Origin of the sequence: Kiloniella sp., from assembly GCF_048259265.1 — a bacterium.
GTDB lineage: Bacteria > Pseudomonadota > Alphaproteobacteria > Kiloniellales > Kiloniellaceae > Kiloniella.
This window is the reverse complement of the sequence record NZ_JBLXHT010000005.1, coordinates 14,857-31,177: the sequence shown is the minus strand read 5'-3', so window position 1 is coordinate 31,177 and position 16,321 is coordinate 14,857. Positions and strand designations below refer to the sequence as shown.

16 protein-coding genes and 1 tRNA gene are annotated in these 16,321 nt (G+C 46.4%); 11 read left to right on the top strand and 6 right to left on the bottom strand.

The genetic code is table 11. From position 1 onward, the window contains the following. Positions 1-221: 221 nt before the first annotated feature. Genes ACN0QW_RS09715 through ACN0QW_RS09705 form a run of 3 tightly spaced genes read left to right on the top strand, consistent with a single transcriptional unit; the run spans position 222 to position 3,852 of the window. Complete coding sequence (locus tag ACN0QW_RS09715; RefSeq protein WP_417430991.1) at positions 222-2,984, top strand: helicase-related protein; 2,763 nt, start codon at positions 222-224, stop codon at positions 2,982-2,984. A 10-nt stretch (positions 2,985-2,994) separates the two neighbouring features. Continuing rightward, a complete protein-coding gene (locus ACN0QW_RS09710; protein ID WP_417430989.1) occupies positions 2,995-3,390 on the top strand; it encodes an RNA-binding S4 domain-containing protein in 396 nt (131 codons plus the stop codon). A 57-nt stretch (positions 3,391-3,447) separates the two neighbouring features. Further along, positions 3,448-3,852 carry a GFA family protein gene (locus ACN0QW_RS09705; RefSeq protein WP_417430987.1) on the top strand — a complete coding sequence of 135 codons (405 nt, stop codon included), beginning with the start codon at positions 3,448-3,450 and terminating at the stop codon, positions 3,850-3,852. Positions 3,853-3,946: 94 nt separating this feature from the next. Here the strand turns inward: ACN0QW_RS09705 and ACN0QW_RS09700 are convergent, their stop codons facing one another. Further along, positions 3,947-4,789, bottom strand: coding sequence for an EamA family transporter (locus ACN0QW_RS09700; protein WP_417430985.1), 843 nt, complete (start codon positions 4,787-4,789; stop codon positions 3,947-3,949). A 140-nt stretch (positions 4,790-4,929) separates the two neighbouring features. On the opposite strand from ACN0QW_RS09700, the gene ACN0QW_RS09695 reads away from it, so the two are divergent. Then, positions 4,930-5,847 (top strand): LysR substrate-binding domain-containing protein, encoded by a 918-nt coding sequence (locus ACN0QW_RS09695; protein ID WP_417430983.1) that lies wholly within the window; start codon positions 4,930-4,932, stop codon positions 5,845-5,847. 58 nt (positions 5,848-5,905) lie between these two features. Here the strand turns inward: ACN0QW_RS09695 and ACN0QW_RS09690 are convergent, their stop codons facing one another. Then, on the bottom strand, positions 5,906-6,586 hold the full coding sequence (locus ACN0QW_RS09690; RefSeq protein ID WP_417430981.1) for a DUF938 domain-containing protein: 681 nt from the start codon (positions 6,584-6,586) through the stop codon (positions 5,906-5,908). A gap of 166 nt (positions 6,587-6,752) precedes the next feature. Here ACN0QW_RS09690 and ACN0QW_RS09685 point away from each other — a divergent pair, with 166 nt between their 5' ends. From ACN0QW_RS09685 to ACN0QW_RS09665, 5 genes are all read left to right on the top strand, one after another. Beyond that, on the top strand, positions 6,753-7,217 hold the full coding sequence (locus ACN0QW_RS09685; RefSeq protein WP_417430979.1) for a TerB family tellurite resistance protein: 465 nt from the start codon (positions 6,753-6,755) through the stop codon (positions 7,215-7,217). 89 nt (positions 7,218-7,306) lie between these two features. Beyond that, positions 7,307-7,645, top strand: coding sequence for a ferredoxin FdxA (gene fdxA, locus ACN0QW_RS09680; RefSeq protein WP_299377732.1), 339 nt, complete (start codon positions 7,307-7,309; stop codon positions 7,643-7,645). 498 nt (positions 7,646-8,143) lie between these two features. Next, positions 8,144-8,641 carry a CarD family transcriptional regulator gene (locus ACN0QW_RS09675; protein ID WP_299377734.1) on the top strand — a complete coding sequence of 166 codons (498 nt, stop codon included), beginning with the start codon at positions 8,144-8,146 and terminating at the stop codon, positions 8,639-8,641. A gap of 163 nt (positions 8,642-8,804) precedes the next feature. After that, positions 8,805-9,605 carry a hypothetical protein gene (locus tag ACN0QW_RS09670; RefSeq protein ID WP_417430976.1) on the top strand — a complete coding sequence of 267 codons (801 nt, stop codon included), beginning with the start codon at positions 8,805-8,807 and terminating at the stop codon, positions 9,603-9,605. Then, positions 9,605-10,294 (top strand): helix-turn-helix transcriptional regulator, encoded by a 690-nt coding sequence (locus ACN0QW_RS09665; RefSeq protein ID WP_417430974.1) that lies wholly within the window; start codon positions 9,605-9,607, stop codon positions 10,292-10,294. Before ACN0QW_RS09670 ends, ACN0QW_RS09665 begins: the two co-directional genes overlap by 1 nt. On the opposite strand, the gene ACN0QW_RS09660 is transcribed toward ACN0QW_RS09665, so the two are convergent. The 4 genes from ACN0QW_RS09660 to ACN0QW_RS09645 all read right to left on the bottom strand — a co-directional run bounded on the left by ACN0QW_RS09660 (position 10,291) and on the right by ACN0QW_RS09645 (position 14,942). Further along, entirely contained in the window at positions 10,291-12,177 is a 1,887-nt protein-coding gene (locus tag ACN0QW_RS09660) for an adenylate/guanylate cyclase domain-containing protein (RefSeq protein ID WP_417430972.1), read from the bottom strand. The two genes, ACN0QW_RS09665 and ACN0QW_RS09660, sit on opposite strands and share 4 nt — an antisense overlap. Positions 12,178-12,191: 14 nt before the next feature. Continuing rightward, the gene (locus ACN0QW_RS09655) at positions 12,192-13,679 is read right to left on the bottom strand and encodes a M48 family metalloprotease (protein WP_417430970.1); all 1,488 of its coding nucleotides are present in this window, start codon (positions 13,677-13,679) and stop codon (positions 12,192-12,194) included. Between the two features lie 61 nt (positions 13,680-13,740). Further along, positions 13,741-14,202: a rhodanese-like domain-containing protein gene (locus ACN0QW_RS09650; protein ID WP_299371904.1), complete on the bottom strand. Its 462-nt coding sequence runs from the start codon at positions 14,200-14,202 to the stop codon at positions 13,741-13,743. Positions 14,203-14,237: 35 nt separating this feature from the next. Further along, a complete protein-coding gene (locus ACN0QW_RS09645) occupies positions 14,238-14,942 on the bottom strand; it encodes a thermonuclease family protein (RefSeq protein ID WP_417430968.1) in 705 nt (234 codons plus the stop codon). Between the two features lie 181 nt (positions 14,943-15,123). On the opposite strand from ACN0QW_RS09645, the gene pip reads away from it, so the two are divergent. Together pip and ACN0QW_RS09635 are read left to right on the top strand one after the other, a co-directional pair. Then, entirely contained in the window at positions 15,124-16,080 is a 957-nt protein-coding gene (pip, locus tag ACN0QW_RS09640) for a prolyl aminopeptidase (protein ID WP_417430966.1), read from the top strand. Between the two features lie 87 nt (positions 16,081-16,167). After that, positions 16,168-16,244 (top strand) — tRNA-Arg (locus ACN0QW_RS09635). Positions 16,245-16,321: the final 77 nt, after the last annotated feature.

The following is a 16,321-nucleotide window of genomic DNA, read 5'->3' as shown; positions in this document are numbered from 1 at the left end:
TTGGATCACTAATAAATTGTTAGGCTTGTGAATGTTTGATGCCATGATTTGGAAAAAGCATAAGTTAAGCTGAAATATTGCTGTTTTATTAATGTGTTTGGCATCTTAATTACGTTTTCTTCTTTTTGTTTTCTGTGTATAAAATTATCTCATAATTTACGTTTTTTGATTTGGATTTTACGTGTTCTGTTATCACGGCCTCCTAATCGCAGGAGGGATAGATGGGCTTTCTCGCATCGACTAAAATCACAGCAGTTCTTGGTCCGACAAATACGGGTAAAACCTATCTGGCGATGGAACGGATGCTTGCTTATAGCTCAGGCATGATTGGTTTTCCTTTGCGGTTATTGGCCCGTGAGAACTATGACAAAGCCGTCGCCATAAAAGGTGCTGCCAAGTGTGCCTTGGTTACCGGTGAAGAAAAGATCCTGCCTAAAGCTGCCCGCTATTTCTTTTGTACTGTTGAATCCATGCCCGTGGACAAGCTGGTCGAGTTTCTTGCGATTGATGAAATCCAACTCGCTGCAGACGAGGAACGGGGGCATATCTTTACTGACAGGCTCTTAAATGCGCGGGGCACGGCAGAGACCATGTTTATGGGCTCGAATACAATCGCGCCGATCCTGAAGAAGCTTGTCAGGGATATCGAGTTTATTGAACGCCCTCGCTTTTCAAACCTGAGCTTTTCCGGCAACAAAAAAATTATCCGTTTACCTCCTCGATCAGCAGTGGTCGCGTTTTCGGCGACAGATGTCTATCAACTGGCTGAAACAATTCGACAACACCGTGGGGGAACGGCTGTGGTTCTTGGGGCTTTGAGCCCGCGTACGAGAAATGCACAGGTAGAACTGTTCGAAAACGGCGATGTTGATTATCTGGTTGCAACCGATGCAATCGGTATGGGGTTGAATCTGGATGTGAACCATGTCGCTTTTTCCCGAATGGAAAAGTTTGATGGCCGTATTTCCCGTTATCTCTATGCATCAGAAATTGGACAGATCGCCGGACGTGCAGGGCGCCATACCCGGGACGGAACCTTTGGGACCACAAATAATGTTGGGCCTTTAGACGAAGATTTGATCGCCCGAGTTGAAAATCACGATTACGATCCGTTACGTGTTATCTATTGGCGGAACAATGATTTAGACTATCGTTCGCCAGAGCTACTGATAAAGTCTTTGGAGCGGCGTGCGGACGACAAAATATTATCGCGGGTGCGAGATGCTGAAGATCATCAGGCATTAATGGCGTTGGCTCAGGAAAGTACAGTTCAGGACAGTGCAACAAATACTGCGCAGGTGAAGCTGCTTTGGGAAGTTTGTCAGGTTCCTGACTTTAGAAAAATTCTGACGGACCAACATATTCGGTTGCTTTCTCAGATATATCATTATTTGATAGGCAACCATGGGGTGCTTCCGGATGATTGGATTGCAACTCAAATTAAGCGTATTGATCGCATCGACGGCGACATTGATACTTTGGTCGCGCGCATTTCTCATATCAGGACCTGGACGTATATTAGTCATCGATCAGACTGGATTAAAGATAATGAGCATTGGCAAGGCGTCAGTCGTGCGATAGAAGATCGGTTATCGGACGCGCTTCACGAGCGTTTAACACAAAGGTTTGTCGATAGACGAGCAGCAAAATTGGTACGAAGCCTCCAGGCGGGAGAAAATATAGTGTCAGCGGTTAAAGCAAATGGTGACGTTATCGTCGAAGGAGAACTCCTTGGGCGTATCGTTGGGTTCTCTTTTGTTCTGGATGAAAGTCTTCAGGGATCGGATATCAAGCCGGGCCTGACAGCTGCACGCAAAACGCTGTTAAGCGAGATGCCTGCGCGGGTTTCTGTGCTTGAAGAAGATAACGACGGATCTTTCTTGTTGAATGATGCTGGCGAGTTGACCTGGCGGGGTATCCCTGTTGGTAAGTTGATCAAGGGTGAAAGTTCACTCAGCCCTGCTGTTGATGTCTATACGACCGAATTCATTGATAGTCCAATGCGCGAGAAAATCAGACTTCGTCTTGTAGGGTGGTTGGAGCGCCATTTGAGGGCTCAACTCAAGCCTTTGTTTTATTTATCTGATGCCAAGCTCGAGGGTACTGCCCGTGGTATTGCGTTCCAAGTTATCGAAGGCTTGGGACTCGTGCCGCGTTATCTGGTGCGAGATCAGATTAACGGCCTGAGCAAAGCAGACAGGAAAGCTTTGGCTGACCTTGGTTTACGCCTTGGCCGGGAAAGCGTTTTTCTACCGAATTTAAACCGTCCAAGACCAAGCCGGATTCGTGCTTTGTTGTGGGCGGCATGGAATGAAGCTTCTGTGCCGAAGCTCCCTGATTTTGAGAGCAAGTACTTTACGCCATCAGAAGCACAGAAAGATATTTTCTGTGCTTCTGTCGGGTATCGTCATCTTTCTAACCGCAAGGGCCGTGAACTCGTTCTTCGAGCTGATATTCTGGAGCGTGTTTCGCATGAAGCGTATAAGTTGCTTCGTCTGAGCAAGGATGACGGTGAAAAGAAATCGAACAAAAAAGACACTGATCCCAAAGCTAAAGTCGTTGAGATTGAGACGCCAGCCGTAGAGGCACCTGTCGTTGATGATACTGCGATAGTTACATCTGGTAACGATCAGGATGTTGCTGTTTCAGAATCCGAGGTGAAAGCCTTGGATAACGTAGCGGTTGAAGTGCAAGAGGATAAAAAAGCAGATGATGATCTGAAACTTCCTCCGGGATCTTTCATCATTAACGATGAAATGAGAAAAGTTTCTGGTCTTGATGATCAACAAATTGCTTTTGTTCTGAAATCTCTGCGATTCCATCCAAACAGACTAAAGGGCGGCGTGACGGTCTTTGGTCTGCGGGGGCCCAAAAAACAGGACCCCAAGAAAAAAGAAGCCCGGAAGAAGCAAGTTGAAGCTGAAAAGGCCAGAATGGCGGATTCACCTTTTGCCGTTCTTCAGGACATGTCTTTCAAACGCTAAAGGTCTTGCGATGGCTGGTGATGAAAAGGCAAGTCTTCGCATTGATAAGTGGCTTTGGTATGCCCGTTTTTTTAAAACGCGCTCAATCGCCAGTACAGCCTGTAATGGCGGGCGGGTGCGTGTTGGTGGCAAGGCGATCAGTAAAGCCAGTCAGTTGGTTAAGCCTGATGATGTCCTAACCTTTACGCAGGGGGCAAACATTCGTGTCATCAAAATTCTCGCCCTTGGAGGTCGCCGGGGGCCTGCACCTGAAGCGCGAGAACTTTATGAAGACCTCGCCCCTATAGATCATCGGAAATCGCATAAGACAAACCCCGTTGGGGATACTGCGATACGCGATATGGGAACGGGGCGGCCGACAAAAAAGGATCGTCGAGATATCGATAAACTTCGCCAAAATGATTAATATAACCTTTTCTATCTATTGAATGTTTTTATTTAACGTCAGCGGGGTGTTGGTCTTGTGACTGAGTTGATAACTGGATCTTGCCTTTGTGGAACTGTAGTGTTTGAGATTACAGGCGAATTTAGCCATTTCTTCCTTTGTCATTGTTCTCGTTGTCAAAAGGGAACTGGTTCTGCCCATGCTGCCAACTTATTCTCTACAACAGCTGTAATAAACTGGTGTTCAGGACAGGAGAAAATTAAGGTTTATCGAGTGCCGAAGACACAGCATTCAAGAAGTTTTTGTTCTGCGTGTGGTTCGGCGGTTCCCAATGTGCAAATGGGGGGAGGATTGCTCGTGGTACCTGCTGGCAGTCTTGATAGTAAGATATCTATTCGGCCTAATGCCCATATATGTACATCTAGCCGTGCCATGTGGGATAGCAATTTAGCGGCAATACCTGAAGTTGATAACCTTCCATAGAAGGTGGTGGATTGCTTTTTGATCGATATTTCTGTCATTTAGCTTTTGGTTGTGCTGATCTTCGTATCGAAGATATTTTTACACGGCGGCTGAGTTAGAACCGGGTAAGAAGAATCCCTGTGCCTATAGAAAAAGCGGCCAGCCATCTGATCATTCCTGCTTTTTCTTTGAGTAGGAATACGGCGATGAACATGGCGAAAAGCACACTACTTTCCCGCAGGCCAGAGACCAAAGCAATCGGCGCTTTGGTCATTGCCCAGATGGCAATCCAATATGACCCCAGAGAAAGAGCTCCGGCCACAAAGCCACTTTTCCATGCTGGCAATGTTTTTACTATAGCGCCTCTGCCCCTAAGGGCCAAAGCAGACAGCAACATAATCAAGCTGTCTCCGGCGAATAGCCACAGGGTAAAGCTTGAGGCATTAAAGGACATACGAGCCCCTATTCCATCAACGAGTGTATAGGCGGCGGTAAAAGAAGCAGTGGAGAAAGCGAAAACCAGCGCTTTTCTTGAAAGCGGCGGTGTGTTGGGGCCCTTGCTGAAAGCCATCGCCATAATCCCCAAGCCAATTGAGACAATACCCAAGGCACTGGTCAGGGTCAGAACTTCGCCCAGGTATAGGGCGCTAACGACTGAGACGATTAATGGGGCTGTTCCCCGAGCGAGGGGATATATCTGGCTTAAATCCCCCAAGGCATAGGCTTTAATCAAGAAAAATTTGTATCCGACATGTAGCAGGATAGAGGCAAGTAGCCATGGCCAGGCATCACTGGCGATGGTGGGGAAGAAGGGGATTAGAGCGAAAGAGATAGCGCCTTGAAAAAGAGAGAGGAGAAGGATGGCGGAAAAGCGATCCAGCCCGATCTTGATAACGGCGTTCCAACCAGCGTGCATAAGGGCGCCAGCCATTATGGCAAGAAAGACGATTGTGTCCATTGGGGGAGTTACTTTCTACGTGTTGTTTTTAACCCTAAGCAAAGGATTTTTTCTCACTATTAAAAATGTGTGTTGATTAAATCGTCTGATTTACAAAGAATAAATCGATCATTTCTCTGTTCTATGTGAGAAAAACTATTATGAATAGATCGTCGTTACCTCCGTTAAATGCAATCCGGGCCTTTGAAGTTACGGCCCGAAAAGGGCGTATGGTTGATGCCGCCGAAGAATTAAATGTTACTTATGGAGCCATCAGTAAGCAGATCCGGCATCTGGAAGATGTTATGGGGGTGCGACTGTTTGAAGGGCCGCGCAACAGGTTGCAACTCACAGAAGCAGGGGTAAAGCTACAGCCTCAATTGACGGCGATTTTTGATCAGCTTGAGGCTAGTATTGCAAGTGTGGTCGATAGTGAAGAGGGTGCACTGGATGTCGCCTGTATCGGAACCTTCATGATGCGATGGCTCTTGCCAAGGCTATACCGATTTTCGGCACACTATCCTAAAATTGATGTTCGCTTAAGCACTATAACAAACATGCCTAATCTTGCGAACGCCGCGTGTGATTTAGCAATTGTTGTTGGCGAAGATAATTGGCCCCCAAATGTTGAGGTGACACCCTTGTTCGCTGAGTTGGTGGGGCCAGTCATGACCCCTGAATTAGATGCACGATTTAATGTCTCAAAATCCGGAAGTTTGTTATCAAAAAAAGAGGTTCCGCTGTTGCACAGTCTGACACGAAAGTCGGCTTGGACAGACTGGTCAAAAGTTGCGGGAATAGAAGTGCCTGAGGCTGATAAAGGTACTGATCTCGAGCATATCTATTTTATGTTAGAAGCTGCTATGGGGGGATTGGGGGCTGCCATAGCGCCATGGGCACTGGTCAGTGAAGACATTAAAACCAAACGCTTGATCGCGCCGTTTGGGTTTGTGCCAAATGGACAGGTGTATTCAGTGATATCACGGGATTCTATGCGTAAGAAAAATAAGGCGTTTTTATCGTGGATCAAACAGGAAGCAATTTCTTCGCCGCTTTGGAGTGACGTGAGGCCAGAGTGAAGAGAGTTAAACTATATAAAGTCTAAGTAATGCAGGCTCTCGAGAGTATTCTCCTGAACTATTTTAGTTTTTTGAACTGTAGGAAAAGGTTGTTTGCCGGCATGGGATGAATTCTTTCAAGGGCAAAATTATAATCTTCGGCAAGTTTCTTAACATCATCGAGCTGTCGAATTCCCCAGGACGGATCGCGTTCTTTCAACCAGTTATCAAATTCAATGTTTGAGGGTGCGGTCGGTACATCGCTTTGAAAGAAAGGCCCGTAAACAAACAGGAGGCCATTTTTAATCAAAAGATTTGCTGCCCCTTGGAACAGGCCGATTGCGACGTCCCAAGGGGCGATATGAACCATATTTGCACAGGTGATGACGTTTGTTTTGTTTTGAAATTGCGACAGCTGTTCAACTTCAAGCCCCCAGTTGTTTCGGGTGACATCGATATGAAACGGTGGGAAGATATTTTTTGCTTCAGATGCTTGAATATGCGCTTGGATACTGGGAAAAAGATCTGTGTCATATTCACTGGTCTGCCATTTGATTGCGGGCAAACGTGATCCGATCCATGCGGCGTGTTCGCCTGTCCCGCTCGCGATTTCCAGCAATCGTCCTTTTACGGGAAGGTTGTTTTTTAAGACGTCATAGATAACTTGCCTGTTGCGTTCTGTTGCTGGAGCGTAACGTCTGGCATCAGGCGTAGGCGAGAATGTATTTGTTGTTTGGTTTTTTTTTATCTCGGACGGCATGGTTTGAGGTCCCGAAAAGTTGTTTAATGGCTGTGATGACACTAGATTATAGATATACATAATGGCTTCTGTCTTCAAAAGACTGGATGTCTAAAGACCTTAGTATCTTTAGCCCTTTTTTTGTAGAGACTTGTTGCTCGGTTTAATCATAATTGAGGAAAGTTGATTGTTCGGTCGTATAAAAGAGTTATTGGGTGAAATCTCACAAAAGCCCCAAGGGGCTTTGGTTAATCACAGTGATAAAAAAGTAGCCGCAGCTGCCTTGATGGTTGAAGCAGCAGGAATGGACGATGATTTTGATTCAGAAGAGCGGGATAAAATTATCGACCTTCTTCAAAGTCGTTTGGCCTTGAGCACTGAAGATGGTGAAGAGTTACTATCTCTGGCAGAAGAAAAGGCCGGGAGTTCAAGCCAGCTCTTTGCTTTTACCAGGGTGATTAATGACAGTCATAGCCCAGAAGAGCGTATAGAGTTTATTGAAATGATGTGGGAAGTTGTTTATGCGGATGGCGAGCTACATCACTACGAAGCTAATTTGATGCGACGAATTGCCGGGTTGCTCTATGTTTCTGATCGCGATAGCGGTGATGCTCGTAAAAAAGCTCTTGCTCGTTTGGGTTTGAAAGGGTAGGCCCTTTTTCATAAACCCAAAGTGGGAATGCCTAAAAGGTGACACAGGTAAATCCTGTAGTTGGTCAGGAGCCAAGTGGAGATTAGACGATGACATATGTCGTCCTGGAAAATTGCATTAAATGCAAATATATGGACTGCGTTGAAGTTTGCCCTGTAGATTGTTTCTACGAAGGGGAGAACATGCTCGTCATTCATCCGGATGAATGCATTGATTGCGGTGTTTGCGAGCCAGAATGTCCTGCGGAAGCGATTTTGCCTGATACTGATCCTGCTTCTGAGTCTGTAATGGACCTCAATAAGAAGTGGGCAGATATCTGGCCAAATATCACCCGTATGGGTGAAAAGCCAGCTGATGCAGATGAATGGAATGGTGTAGGTAATAAACTACAAGAGCATTTCAGCGAAAAGCCGGGCGATACTGGCTGAGTAGATATTGGCTGAATAAATGCGTGAGCACCTGTGACAGGGGTGCTCAACGAGGTAACGGATCTTTTTTGTTTGATTCGTTTAGCCAATATTAAAAGCGACGTGGTCTCGCTTCTCACAATAACTTCATAATTCAACAGTTTATTCTGGTGCATTGAACTATGCTTTAATCGCGTGGCTGGCATGTGCTAAGCGAATATTGAAATTTTACTGTAATTACTGTATAACATATCCCTAACGGATGGATAGCTGATTACGGTGTCGGATAAAAAATTACCTTCGCCTTTAGTAAGTTTCACTTAACAACGAACTTCTGCCCCTGCCAATTTTTTAAAATTGTGTGGGGATATTGTGTCCATGCGTTTTGGGTATGCTTTCAGATGCTCTTTCTGGCCAGATGCTTTTTTGCATGTCAGGTATAGCTAAATCTGAAAACATACCTATATGAATGTAGGGTCTGTATGAATTCAGGCTGTCAAAACGGAGAGATGAGATCTAATGGGTAAACAAGCAGAATATAGTGCCGGTGATTACGTGGTCTACCCAACCCATGGTGTTGGACGCGTACAGGGTATCGAAACCCAAGAAATTTCTGGCGTTACGCTTGAATTGCTTATTGTGACTTTTGAACAAGACAGAATGACGTTGCGTGTTCCTTTGGTGCGTGCTGAAAGCTCTGGTCTACGTAAATTGTCCAGCCGCAAGCTTATGGAAGATGCCCTTACAACCTTAAAAGGGCGTTCACGTGCAAAACGGACAATGTGGAGCCGCCGTGCTCAGGAATATGAAGCAAAGATCAACTCTGGTGATCCAGTTTCTATCGCCGAAGTTGTCCGTGATCTCCATCGTGGCCCCGAACAACCTGAACAATCCTTTAGTGAGCGCCAGATGTATCAGGCTGCTCTGGAACGATTAGCGCGTGAATTTGCTGCTGTTGAGGAAATCGACGAAGACTCAGCAGCTGTAAAACTAGAAGAAATGCTTGCAGCAGCCTAGTTTTACGGAGAACATGTGAAAACGCGGTTCCGTTAACGCGGAGCCGCGTTTATGTCTTCTTCGTTTTAATCGTCCGTTTGTCGGGCAATCAAGCGAGAGTTCAGCGCTTTTCTTATAAGCGCTCCTTCTCGCTATAGCTGTAACAGGGGTACCGTCCTTTCCCATGGGCGATGTGCAAAAATTCGCGATCTTGACTGCCACGCACCGTATTTGGGCTGTTAGCGCCATTCACGGTGAGGTCGATCCTTTGCGAAATATCCACGCCGCCCTTGAGTCCCGATTAAAACGTGGTGATCGCGTTATCTATCTCGGTAACTTTATGGGGCACGGAGCGCAGGTTGCTGAAACCTTGGATGAGCTTATTTCTTTCCGTCGTTTCTTTCTTGCCAGATATCAGAACTTTTCCCGCGATATTGTTTATCTAAGAGGCTCTCAGGAAGAAATGTGGCAAAAATTGCTACAGTTGCAATTTGCGACCGACCCAAGAGGCGTTCTTCAATGGATGCTGGATCAAGGGGTTGGCGCTTCGCTCCAAGCTTATGGCTTTAGCCCACAAGAAGGTTTCCGCGAGGCTACCGCAGGTGCCATGCAACTAACTCGTTGGACCAACAAGGTGCGTCGTGCTATGCAGGAAAAGCCGGGCCATTATCAAGTTCTTGGACAGTTGAAACGTGCTGCCTATCCTGATAATGGAACCACTCTTTTTGTGAACGCAGGGATTAATCCCAGTCGTCCGTTGGAAACTCAAAAAGATAGTTTTTGGTGGGCAAATAAAGGCTTTCAGCAGGTAAAAGGAAATTTTGGCCCCTTTACACGCCTGTTTAGAGGCTATGATCCAGAGCAAGCCGGACCGAAATATGACGAGTTTGCAGTTACTCTTGATGGCGGCTGTGGGTTTGGCGGTAAATTGATTGCTGCCTGTATAGGTCTGGATGGTGAGGTTCTCGAGGTGCTGGAAAGCTGATGAGACGGGCTGACCGCTTATTTCGCTTGGTTCAAATTCTACGTCGAGGCCGACTGATTACCGGGGATAAACTCGCCGAAGAATTAGAAGTTTCTACCCGAACAGTCTATCGCGACATTAAAGATCTAATTGGTTCAGGTGTCCCTGTAGAGGGAGAGGCCGGGGTTGGGTATCTTCTATACGAAGGCTATGACCTACCGCCGCTTATGTTCGATGCGGAAGAACTTGAAGCCCTTTCGTTTGGGATGACGATGGTACAAGCTTGGGCTGATCCAAAATTGGCACTTGCTGCGACAGATGTCCTTCAGAAAATTGACAGTGTGTTGCCGGATCTTTTGCGTCCGAGATTGGCAAAACCAAATCTGGTTGCGCATGGTGACGCTTTGCCCGAACCCATTACTATTGATGTGGGTGATCTGCGGCATGGCATTCGAAATCAGAACAAAGTTTTGATCAACTATAAAGATGGGAAGGGTGATAAAAGCCAACGCACTCTTTGGCCGTTGGGTTTGCAGCTTTATCGGGCAATCTGGATGCTGGGGGCGTGGTGTGAATTACGACAGGACTTTCGGGTCTTCAGGCTTGATCGTATAACACAAATGATTGTTCTGGACGAATTCTTCCCACACGAAAGAGGGAAGACCCATGATGATTTTCTCAAACACTTGGAAGAAACAACAAGCCCTTAAAGGCCAAGGTTTGTTAGCTCATATGCTTCTGTTTCAGCTTCCCGTCCACGCAAGGCAAAGAAACCTTTCTGTGTTGTTTTCATTTTAGTGTCATTTTTGATGTAATCCCAGGTCGTGGCTGAAATGAGTGTTTTGGCCGTTTCCGCACTGTTTGGTAAGACTTCTTTCGCCAGGCCTTCAAGACGCTGTGCTGTGTTTACAGTATCACCAATCAATGTGTAGTTGACCCGGCCTTTGGCCCCGATATTACCAGCAACGGCAAGGCCACTATGGATGCCTATTCGAATATAGATAGGAGGCTGCCCCATTTCTTTTCTTCGGTTATTATCTGCTCGTAGTGCTTTTTCTATGCGCAAGGCGGCAATACAAGCATGTTTGGCGTGATCATCCATTTGTGTTGGAGCCCCCCAGAATGCCATAACAGAATCACCGATGTATTTATCAATGGTTCCGCCTTCTTGCTCGATAATAGCACCTAACAGATCGAAGTGATGATTGAGAAGGCCTGCAAGCTCGGTGGCGGGCATTGATTCGCTCAAGGCTGTAAAGCTGACAATGTCGGTAAACATGACGGTAATTTCCCGCTCTTCCGAGATAATACCTTCACCATTGGTTTCCATAAGTTGTTTTACAAGTTTTTTGGGAACATAGTTCTCGAACCATTTTAGTCCACCCAGCATCGAATTATAAGCTGTTGCTGCCGTATCAAGTTCTCTGAACATACTTCCGGGGAGACGTTGCGTGTGGATTAGGTCTAGTTGACTAACCTGTTGAGATGTCTCGGCCAGACGCTGGAGCGGCATGGCAATGAACTTGCCTGCGAAAAATATAATAATGACTGTTATCAAAGCAATAACCAGAGCTGCAGCCCCGGTGAAATATAGCCGTTCGTAATAACCCTCAAGCTCTCCTTCCATGAAATAGATGCCGAGTGTCAGGTCTTCAAATCCATAAGCAGAAAAATTTGTGTGGAGAAAAGAAAGTTCCCCGGCAAAAGAATCAACGGCGTGGCCTTTGATATCTCCGTTGCCCAGTATGTTGGTGAAGTCATAGAGGGGTTCATCCCAAATCCGGCGTAAATTGCCATCAATCACTTGATTAAGGGTTGGGAGCGGGTTTTCTGCTGACAGACCTGATCGGCTCATGTCAATCAGGGATGGGTGGGCGAGTACTTTGTTTCGATTGAGAAGTAGATAGGTGTGATTGCCTGTCTCTTTATCAAGTTTATTGATGTAATCCGAAAGCGAGCTGATAGAGATAATTGCCCCCATTGCTCCGATATACCTATCGCCTTGATACACGGGATGAAAGACAGAAATATGGGGTTCTTTTAGTTCTTCTATCCAGATAATGCCGCCCCAATAAACCCCATCTTCTTTGCTCGCATCCTGTAATATGGACGCAAAGCGGTATTCGTTGTCGCTTTTTTGATTTCGGCTAAAAAAAGAGGTGTCGTCGAACCACCCTGCCTGTACGGCTGATCCGTCAATTCGCATGAATGACATGCCGCGTACTTGAGGGGTTGCGGCAAGTGCCCCTTTGATCGTTTGGGTGATAGCCTTTTCATCGTTTGGATCAAGTAACCCCTGATGAACCAATTCCGCCATATAGGTTACCTGACTTGCCGCTGCATTGAGATTGTTGTCCAGATGCGAGCGGATAGAGCCAAAGCTGACTTCGGTTACTTCTTGGGTAAGCGCGTATGTGTTGTCCTTGGCGGTATCAAAGGAAAGCCAGATGACAATTGCGAGCGCAATCATAGTCATGCCACCAAACCCAAATGATAAGGCCATTGCAATTGATGGACGCCAGTGTTTTTTGACAGCACAATCTATCGAGAGAGAGATCTCGTTTGGAATGGGCTTGTTGGTCGTATCTACCAAATTTAAAGTTCCGATTACTCTGTAACGAGTTTGATTTTTTGTCCGCGAGCAAGCTGACTGTTTTTATTTAATCCATTTAGGGCAAGTAACCGTTCCAGTTTGTAATCTGCAAAAGGCATTTTTCTGGCCAAGCTTGTTAGCGTATCACCAGAACGCACGGTGTAGATTTTGAGTCTGTAGGGCTTTAACTTGGCGACTTCGGTATTGGACAGTTTCTTAAATGAATATGTGGTGCGTCTAAAGTCTTCTGAAAAGCGATTTGTTTGGCTGGGATCCGTCCTGAAGGTCAAGCGGTATACTTTATTGCCAGAAAACCGAATTGCGATTAGCCGGTAGTCTTTTTTTCCGCTTTTCGTATTAACTTGTGTGGCGCGGCCAGTTACGGCTTCCATGCTGTTAATAGTAATTTTTTCTACATCTTGGAGGCGAACATTTTTTGCCCAAACATTTGTCAGATAATTTTTCAGGCTACCGCTGACGTCCCCTTTTGCACCATCGAAAATGACCAGTGAGTCTTCAGGGCCAACAGCAGCAACTTGTGTTTTGCTGTTGATTAGCCGAAAGCCGTCAGGCGCGGTAAAGGTAAGCTTGAGTTCGGGATGTGAGAACCTTTGCCCACGAATATACCCTTGTGAAGGATCATCCCCATAGAGCATGCCATCAATTTTTTTGAGATAAACATCCCGCCCGACAATGGGGTTGTTGACGGTTTTTGTTCCCGCCTGTTGAATCGCGCGTTGAATGCGATCAGCCGTTCTGGGGTGGGTTTGCATGATGTTGAACTGATCTGCGCGTCCTGGGTTTCCCGCGATTTCAGCATCCAGACGACTACTGGATTGTAGTTGAGTGAGAAAGTCACCCATGCCGTTGGGGTCAAATCCGCCGCGGGAGAGGTAACGTACTCCCAAAAGATCTGCTTCAAATTCCTGATCCCGAGAGAAGCTTTGAACCGCGACAGCCCCAGCTGTGCCCACAGCTTGAGCGGCTTGTCCGCTGCCTGTTAAAATACCAACACCAGCGGCAAGAATATTTGCCGTCATGGTTGAACCATACCGTTCAGCCGAATGTTTTGCAGTAACATGACCGATTTCGTGTGCGATCACACCGGCGATTTCTGCTTCATCATTTCCCAGAGCCAACAAGCCGCGCGTGGTATAGACGTACCCACCCGGTAAGGCAAAAGCGTTGACCACCGGACTGTCCAAAAGGGTAAAGGTAAACTTTTGGTCCGGCGTCTCAGATGTTTTGGCAAGAAAATTTCCAAGGCTGCTGATATACTTTGTCAGCGCGGGATCTTCGTCATAAGTACCACCAAATTGTTTGACGATTTTTACATGCTCTGTCGCCCCCAACTTTTGTTCCTGCGCAGGCGATAAACCACCATTAAAAAACGTGCGCCCTGTGGCTTCAGAGGTTGAGCAGCCAGATAGCAATGGCCCGGCTGAAAGAAGCGCGAGGGCCAGTAGAGGGGTTCTTAAACGGAAAAGAGTTGTCATCGTCATGAGTTCGCGCTGTTTCTTTAAATGATACCGTTGTGTCCTTTATGATGAATTTATAAAGGAATTATGTCTTTTCTTCGACTTCTAAGCCGCATTCTTTCCAGGCTTTAAAGCCGCCTGCCATATGACTTACTCTGGGAACCCCCATATCTTGCAGGGTTTTGGCTGCAAGGGCCGATCGTGAACCCAAGGCACAATGCAAAATAAAATGATGATCTGGTGACAGGGCTGGCTTGTAATAAGGGCTGTCAGGGGCAATCCAGAATTCAAGCATGCCACGGGGACAGTGATAGCTTCCGGGGATAATGCCTTCGCGCTTGAGCTCCCGTATGTCCCTGATATCAATCAGAATAACATCATCCTGTGCCAACAACCCCTTTATTTCTTTAGGGGAGTATTCTGTTATCTCTGTACTTGCCGCGTCGAGCAATTTTTGCACGCTCACTTCTGTTGTAGTTGTTTCTTGGCCAATATTTTCTGTGGCAGTTGTATTCTCAGTTTTATTATTTGGGGTGTTATGGGGCATTTTTATCTGATCCCGAAGATGTATTTGATCAAAAATTATTCGATTGAGAAGTATTCTAGCTGTTCTGGTGTGTAGACAGATATCATAGGGCCGTTTTCCCAGAACAGCCAGCCCCGTATTCGTACCTTGCGACCGACTGTTTGCAACAGGCCTTTGCCTTTGTTGGCAAAAGCTGCTCGATGGTTCTTTTCCAGTTTTATCGTGAAATCTGTCCGCCAGTCCTGACCAAAGTTCAGATAGATCGTGCCGCGGACTTCTGCTGTTTTCTGGATTGTGCCTTCAATAATTTGAAAGCGATCAGTTTTGTTGTTCAGATTGTCCGTTTGCAAAATCTGAAATGCCTTTAGACGCCATAGTCCTTTTTGGCTTTGCCGGGCCATATTTTCGAGAGGAAGCATTATTGTTAAATCGGTAGGACGTGCTGTTGTCGTGATTATTCTGCCGAGCCCCTGTTCCAATATTTCTTTTTGTACCCAAGTGCCTTCGTTGTTTTTGATCTGTGCTAATAATCGATCATCTCTATCGAAATATTGGGGAGTGTCGGAGATATAAATTATCTGGTTGAGGAGGGTTGTTTCCAGATAATGTGATAGTCGCTCAACAAGGGAGCAAACGACCTTTAGGCGATCACAGTCTTGTTGAGTTGGCAATAGCAAGCCAGCAAGCTTTATGGTCGTACTATCAGCAAGAATTAGCTGGTGATCGGCTGTTATTTCCGTGACCTGGACTGGTTTGGCCAAGGTTGGCTCCAAGTAAGCTGGGGCTTGTTGTGCAGACACGAACTCGCCGAAGGAAAGCCAGCTGTAATGAAACAGAAAGAAGAATAAAAATCGACTGATGAAAGCTTTTAATTTCGGCATAGTCTCGTCATAGTAGGGGAGCAATTGTATTACAATCTTTAATGGTATTTTGAGCGGCATTATGAACCCAAAAGAACTGTACCCAGAAATAGAACCTTATAACATGGGCTTTCTCTCTGTTGGGGATGGCCATGAAATTTACTGGGAGGTTTCGGGCAATCCACAGGGTAAACCAGTGCTGTTTGTTCATGGTGGTCCAGGGGCAGGCACCGGGGCCGCGCACCGTCGCTTCTTTGACCCTGCACATTATCGCATTGTGCTGTTTGACCAACGCGGTTGTGGGAAATCTCTGCCGTTGGGATCACTTGAAAATAATGATACGCCTCATCTTATTGCAGATATGGAACTTTTGCGCCAACAGTTGGCGATCGAAAGTTGGGTCATTTTTGGTGGGTCGTGGGGGTCAACACTGTCACTGGCCTATGCACAGGCCCATCCTGAACGCACGGACGGATTGGTCGTGCGCGGCATTTTCCTGTCCCGTCCCAAAGAACTGGAATGGTATTTAAGTGAAAAGGGCGTCGGGTCGATTTTCCCCGAAGCCTATGAGAATTTTATTTCTCTTTTAAGTGAAGAAGAGCGCGCTGATGTTCTTGGGTCATACTACAAGCGCCTGATAGATCCGGATCCGTCGATCCATTTGCCCGCCGCCAAGTCATGGAGCAGCTACGAAGCTAGCTGCGTAACACTTTTGCCGAACGCGGATATTATCAAGGCATCTCTGGATGATCAGCGGGCACTCCCCGTTGGCCGATTGATCGCGCACTATTTTGTGAATGGATGCTTTTTACCCAAAGGAGGATTGCTGGGCGGGATAGATCGCATCAGAAATATTCCTGCGGTTATTGTCCATGGTCGTTATGACATCGTCTGTCCGGCATCAACGGCTTATGATCTGCACAAAGCTTGGCCCGAAGCCGAGTTCAAATTCATCGATGACGCCGGGCATTCTGCCTTTGAGCCGGGGATAGCCAAGGCACTGGTTGAAGCGATGGATAAATTCCGTACCCTCGATTGATTTATAGGCGTAGGGTTCAAAAAGTTGCTAAAGCTGACAAGGCACCCTCTTGGCAGAAAAGAAACTGTCAACTATACAGTTCCCAGTGGTCCCGTAGCTCAGCAGGATAGAGCATCAGATTCCTAATCTGAGGGTCACGCGTTCGAATCGCGTCGGGATCACCATTTTTGTAGGGCGTCATGTAGGTTCGCACATAAAGTGTCAATTTTTTGATACCTAAGTCATTGATAAATAATAAATG

Bases quoted from the DNA above. Each gene is read 5' to 3' on its own strand.
- ACN0QW_RS09695 (WP_417430983.1), top strand. From the start codon at position 4,930: ATGAATAGATCGTCGTTACCTCCGTTAAATGCAATCCGGGCCTTTGAA.
- ACN0QW_RS09665 (WP_417430974.1), top strand. From the start codon at position 9,605: ATGAGACGGGCTGACCGCTTATTTCGCTTGGTTCAAATTCTACGTCGA.
- ACN0QW_RS09710 (WP_417430989.1), top strand. From the start codon at position 2,995: ATGGCTGGTGATGAAAAGGCAAGTCTTCGCATTGATAAGTGGCTTTGG.
- ACN0QW_RS09650 (WP_299371904.1), bottom strand. From the start codon at position 14,202: ATGCCCCATAACACCCCAAATAATAAAACTGAGAATACAACTGCCACA.
- ACN0QW_RS09690 (WP_417430981.1), bottom strand. From the start codon at position 6,586: ATGCCGTCCGAGATAAAAAAAAACCAAACAACAAATACATTCTCGCCT.
- ACN0QW_RS09715 (WP_417430991.1), top strand. From the start codon at position 222: ATGGGCTTTCTCGCATCGACTAAAATCACAGCAGTTCTTGGTCCGACA.
- ACN0QW_RS09675 (WP_299377734.1), top strand. From the start codon at position 8,144: ATGGGTAAACAAGCAGAATATAGTGCCGGTGATTACGTGGTCTACCCA.
- fdxA (WP_299377732.1), top strand. From the start codon at position 7,307: ATGACATATGTCGTCCTGGAAAATTGCATTAAATGCAAATATATGGAC.
- ACN0QW_RS09670 (WP_417430976.1), top strand. From the start codon at position 8,805: ATGGGCGATGTGCAAAAATTCGCGATCTTGACTGCCACGCACCGTATT.
- ACN0QW_RS09700 (WP_417430985.1), bottom strand. From the start codon at position 4,789: ATGGACACAATCGTCTTTCTTGCCATAATGGCTGGCGCCCTTATGCAC.
- pip (WP_417430966.1), top strand. From the start codon at position 15,124: ATGAACCCAAAAGAACTGTACCCAGAAATAGAACCTTATAACATGGGC.
- ACN0QW_RS09655 (WP_417430970.1), bottom strand. From the start codon at position 13,679: ATGACGATGACAACTCTTTTCCGTTTAAGAACCCCTCTACTGGCCCTC.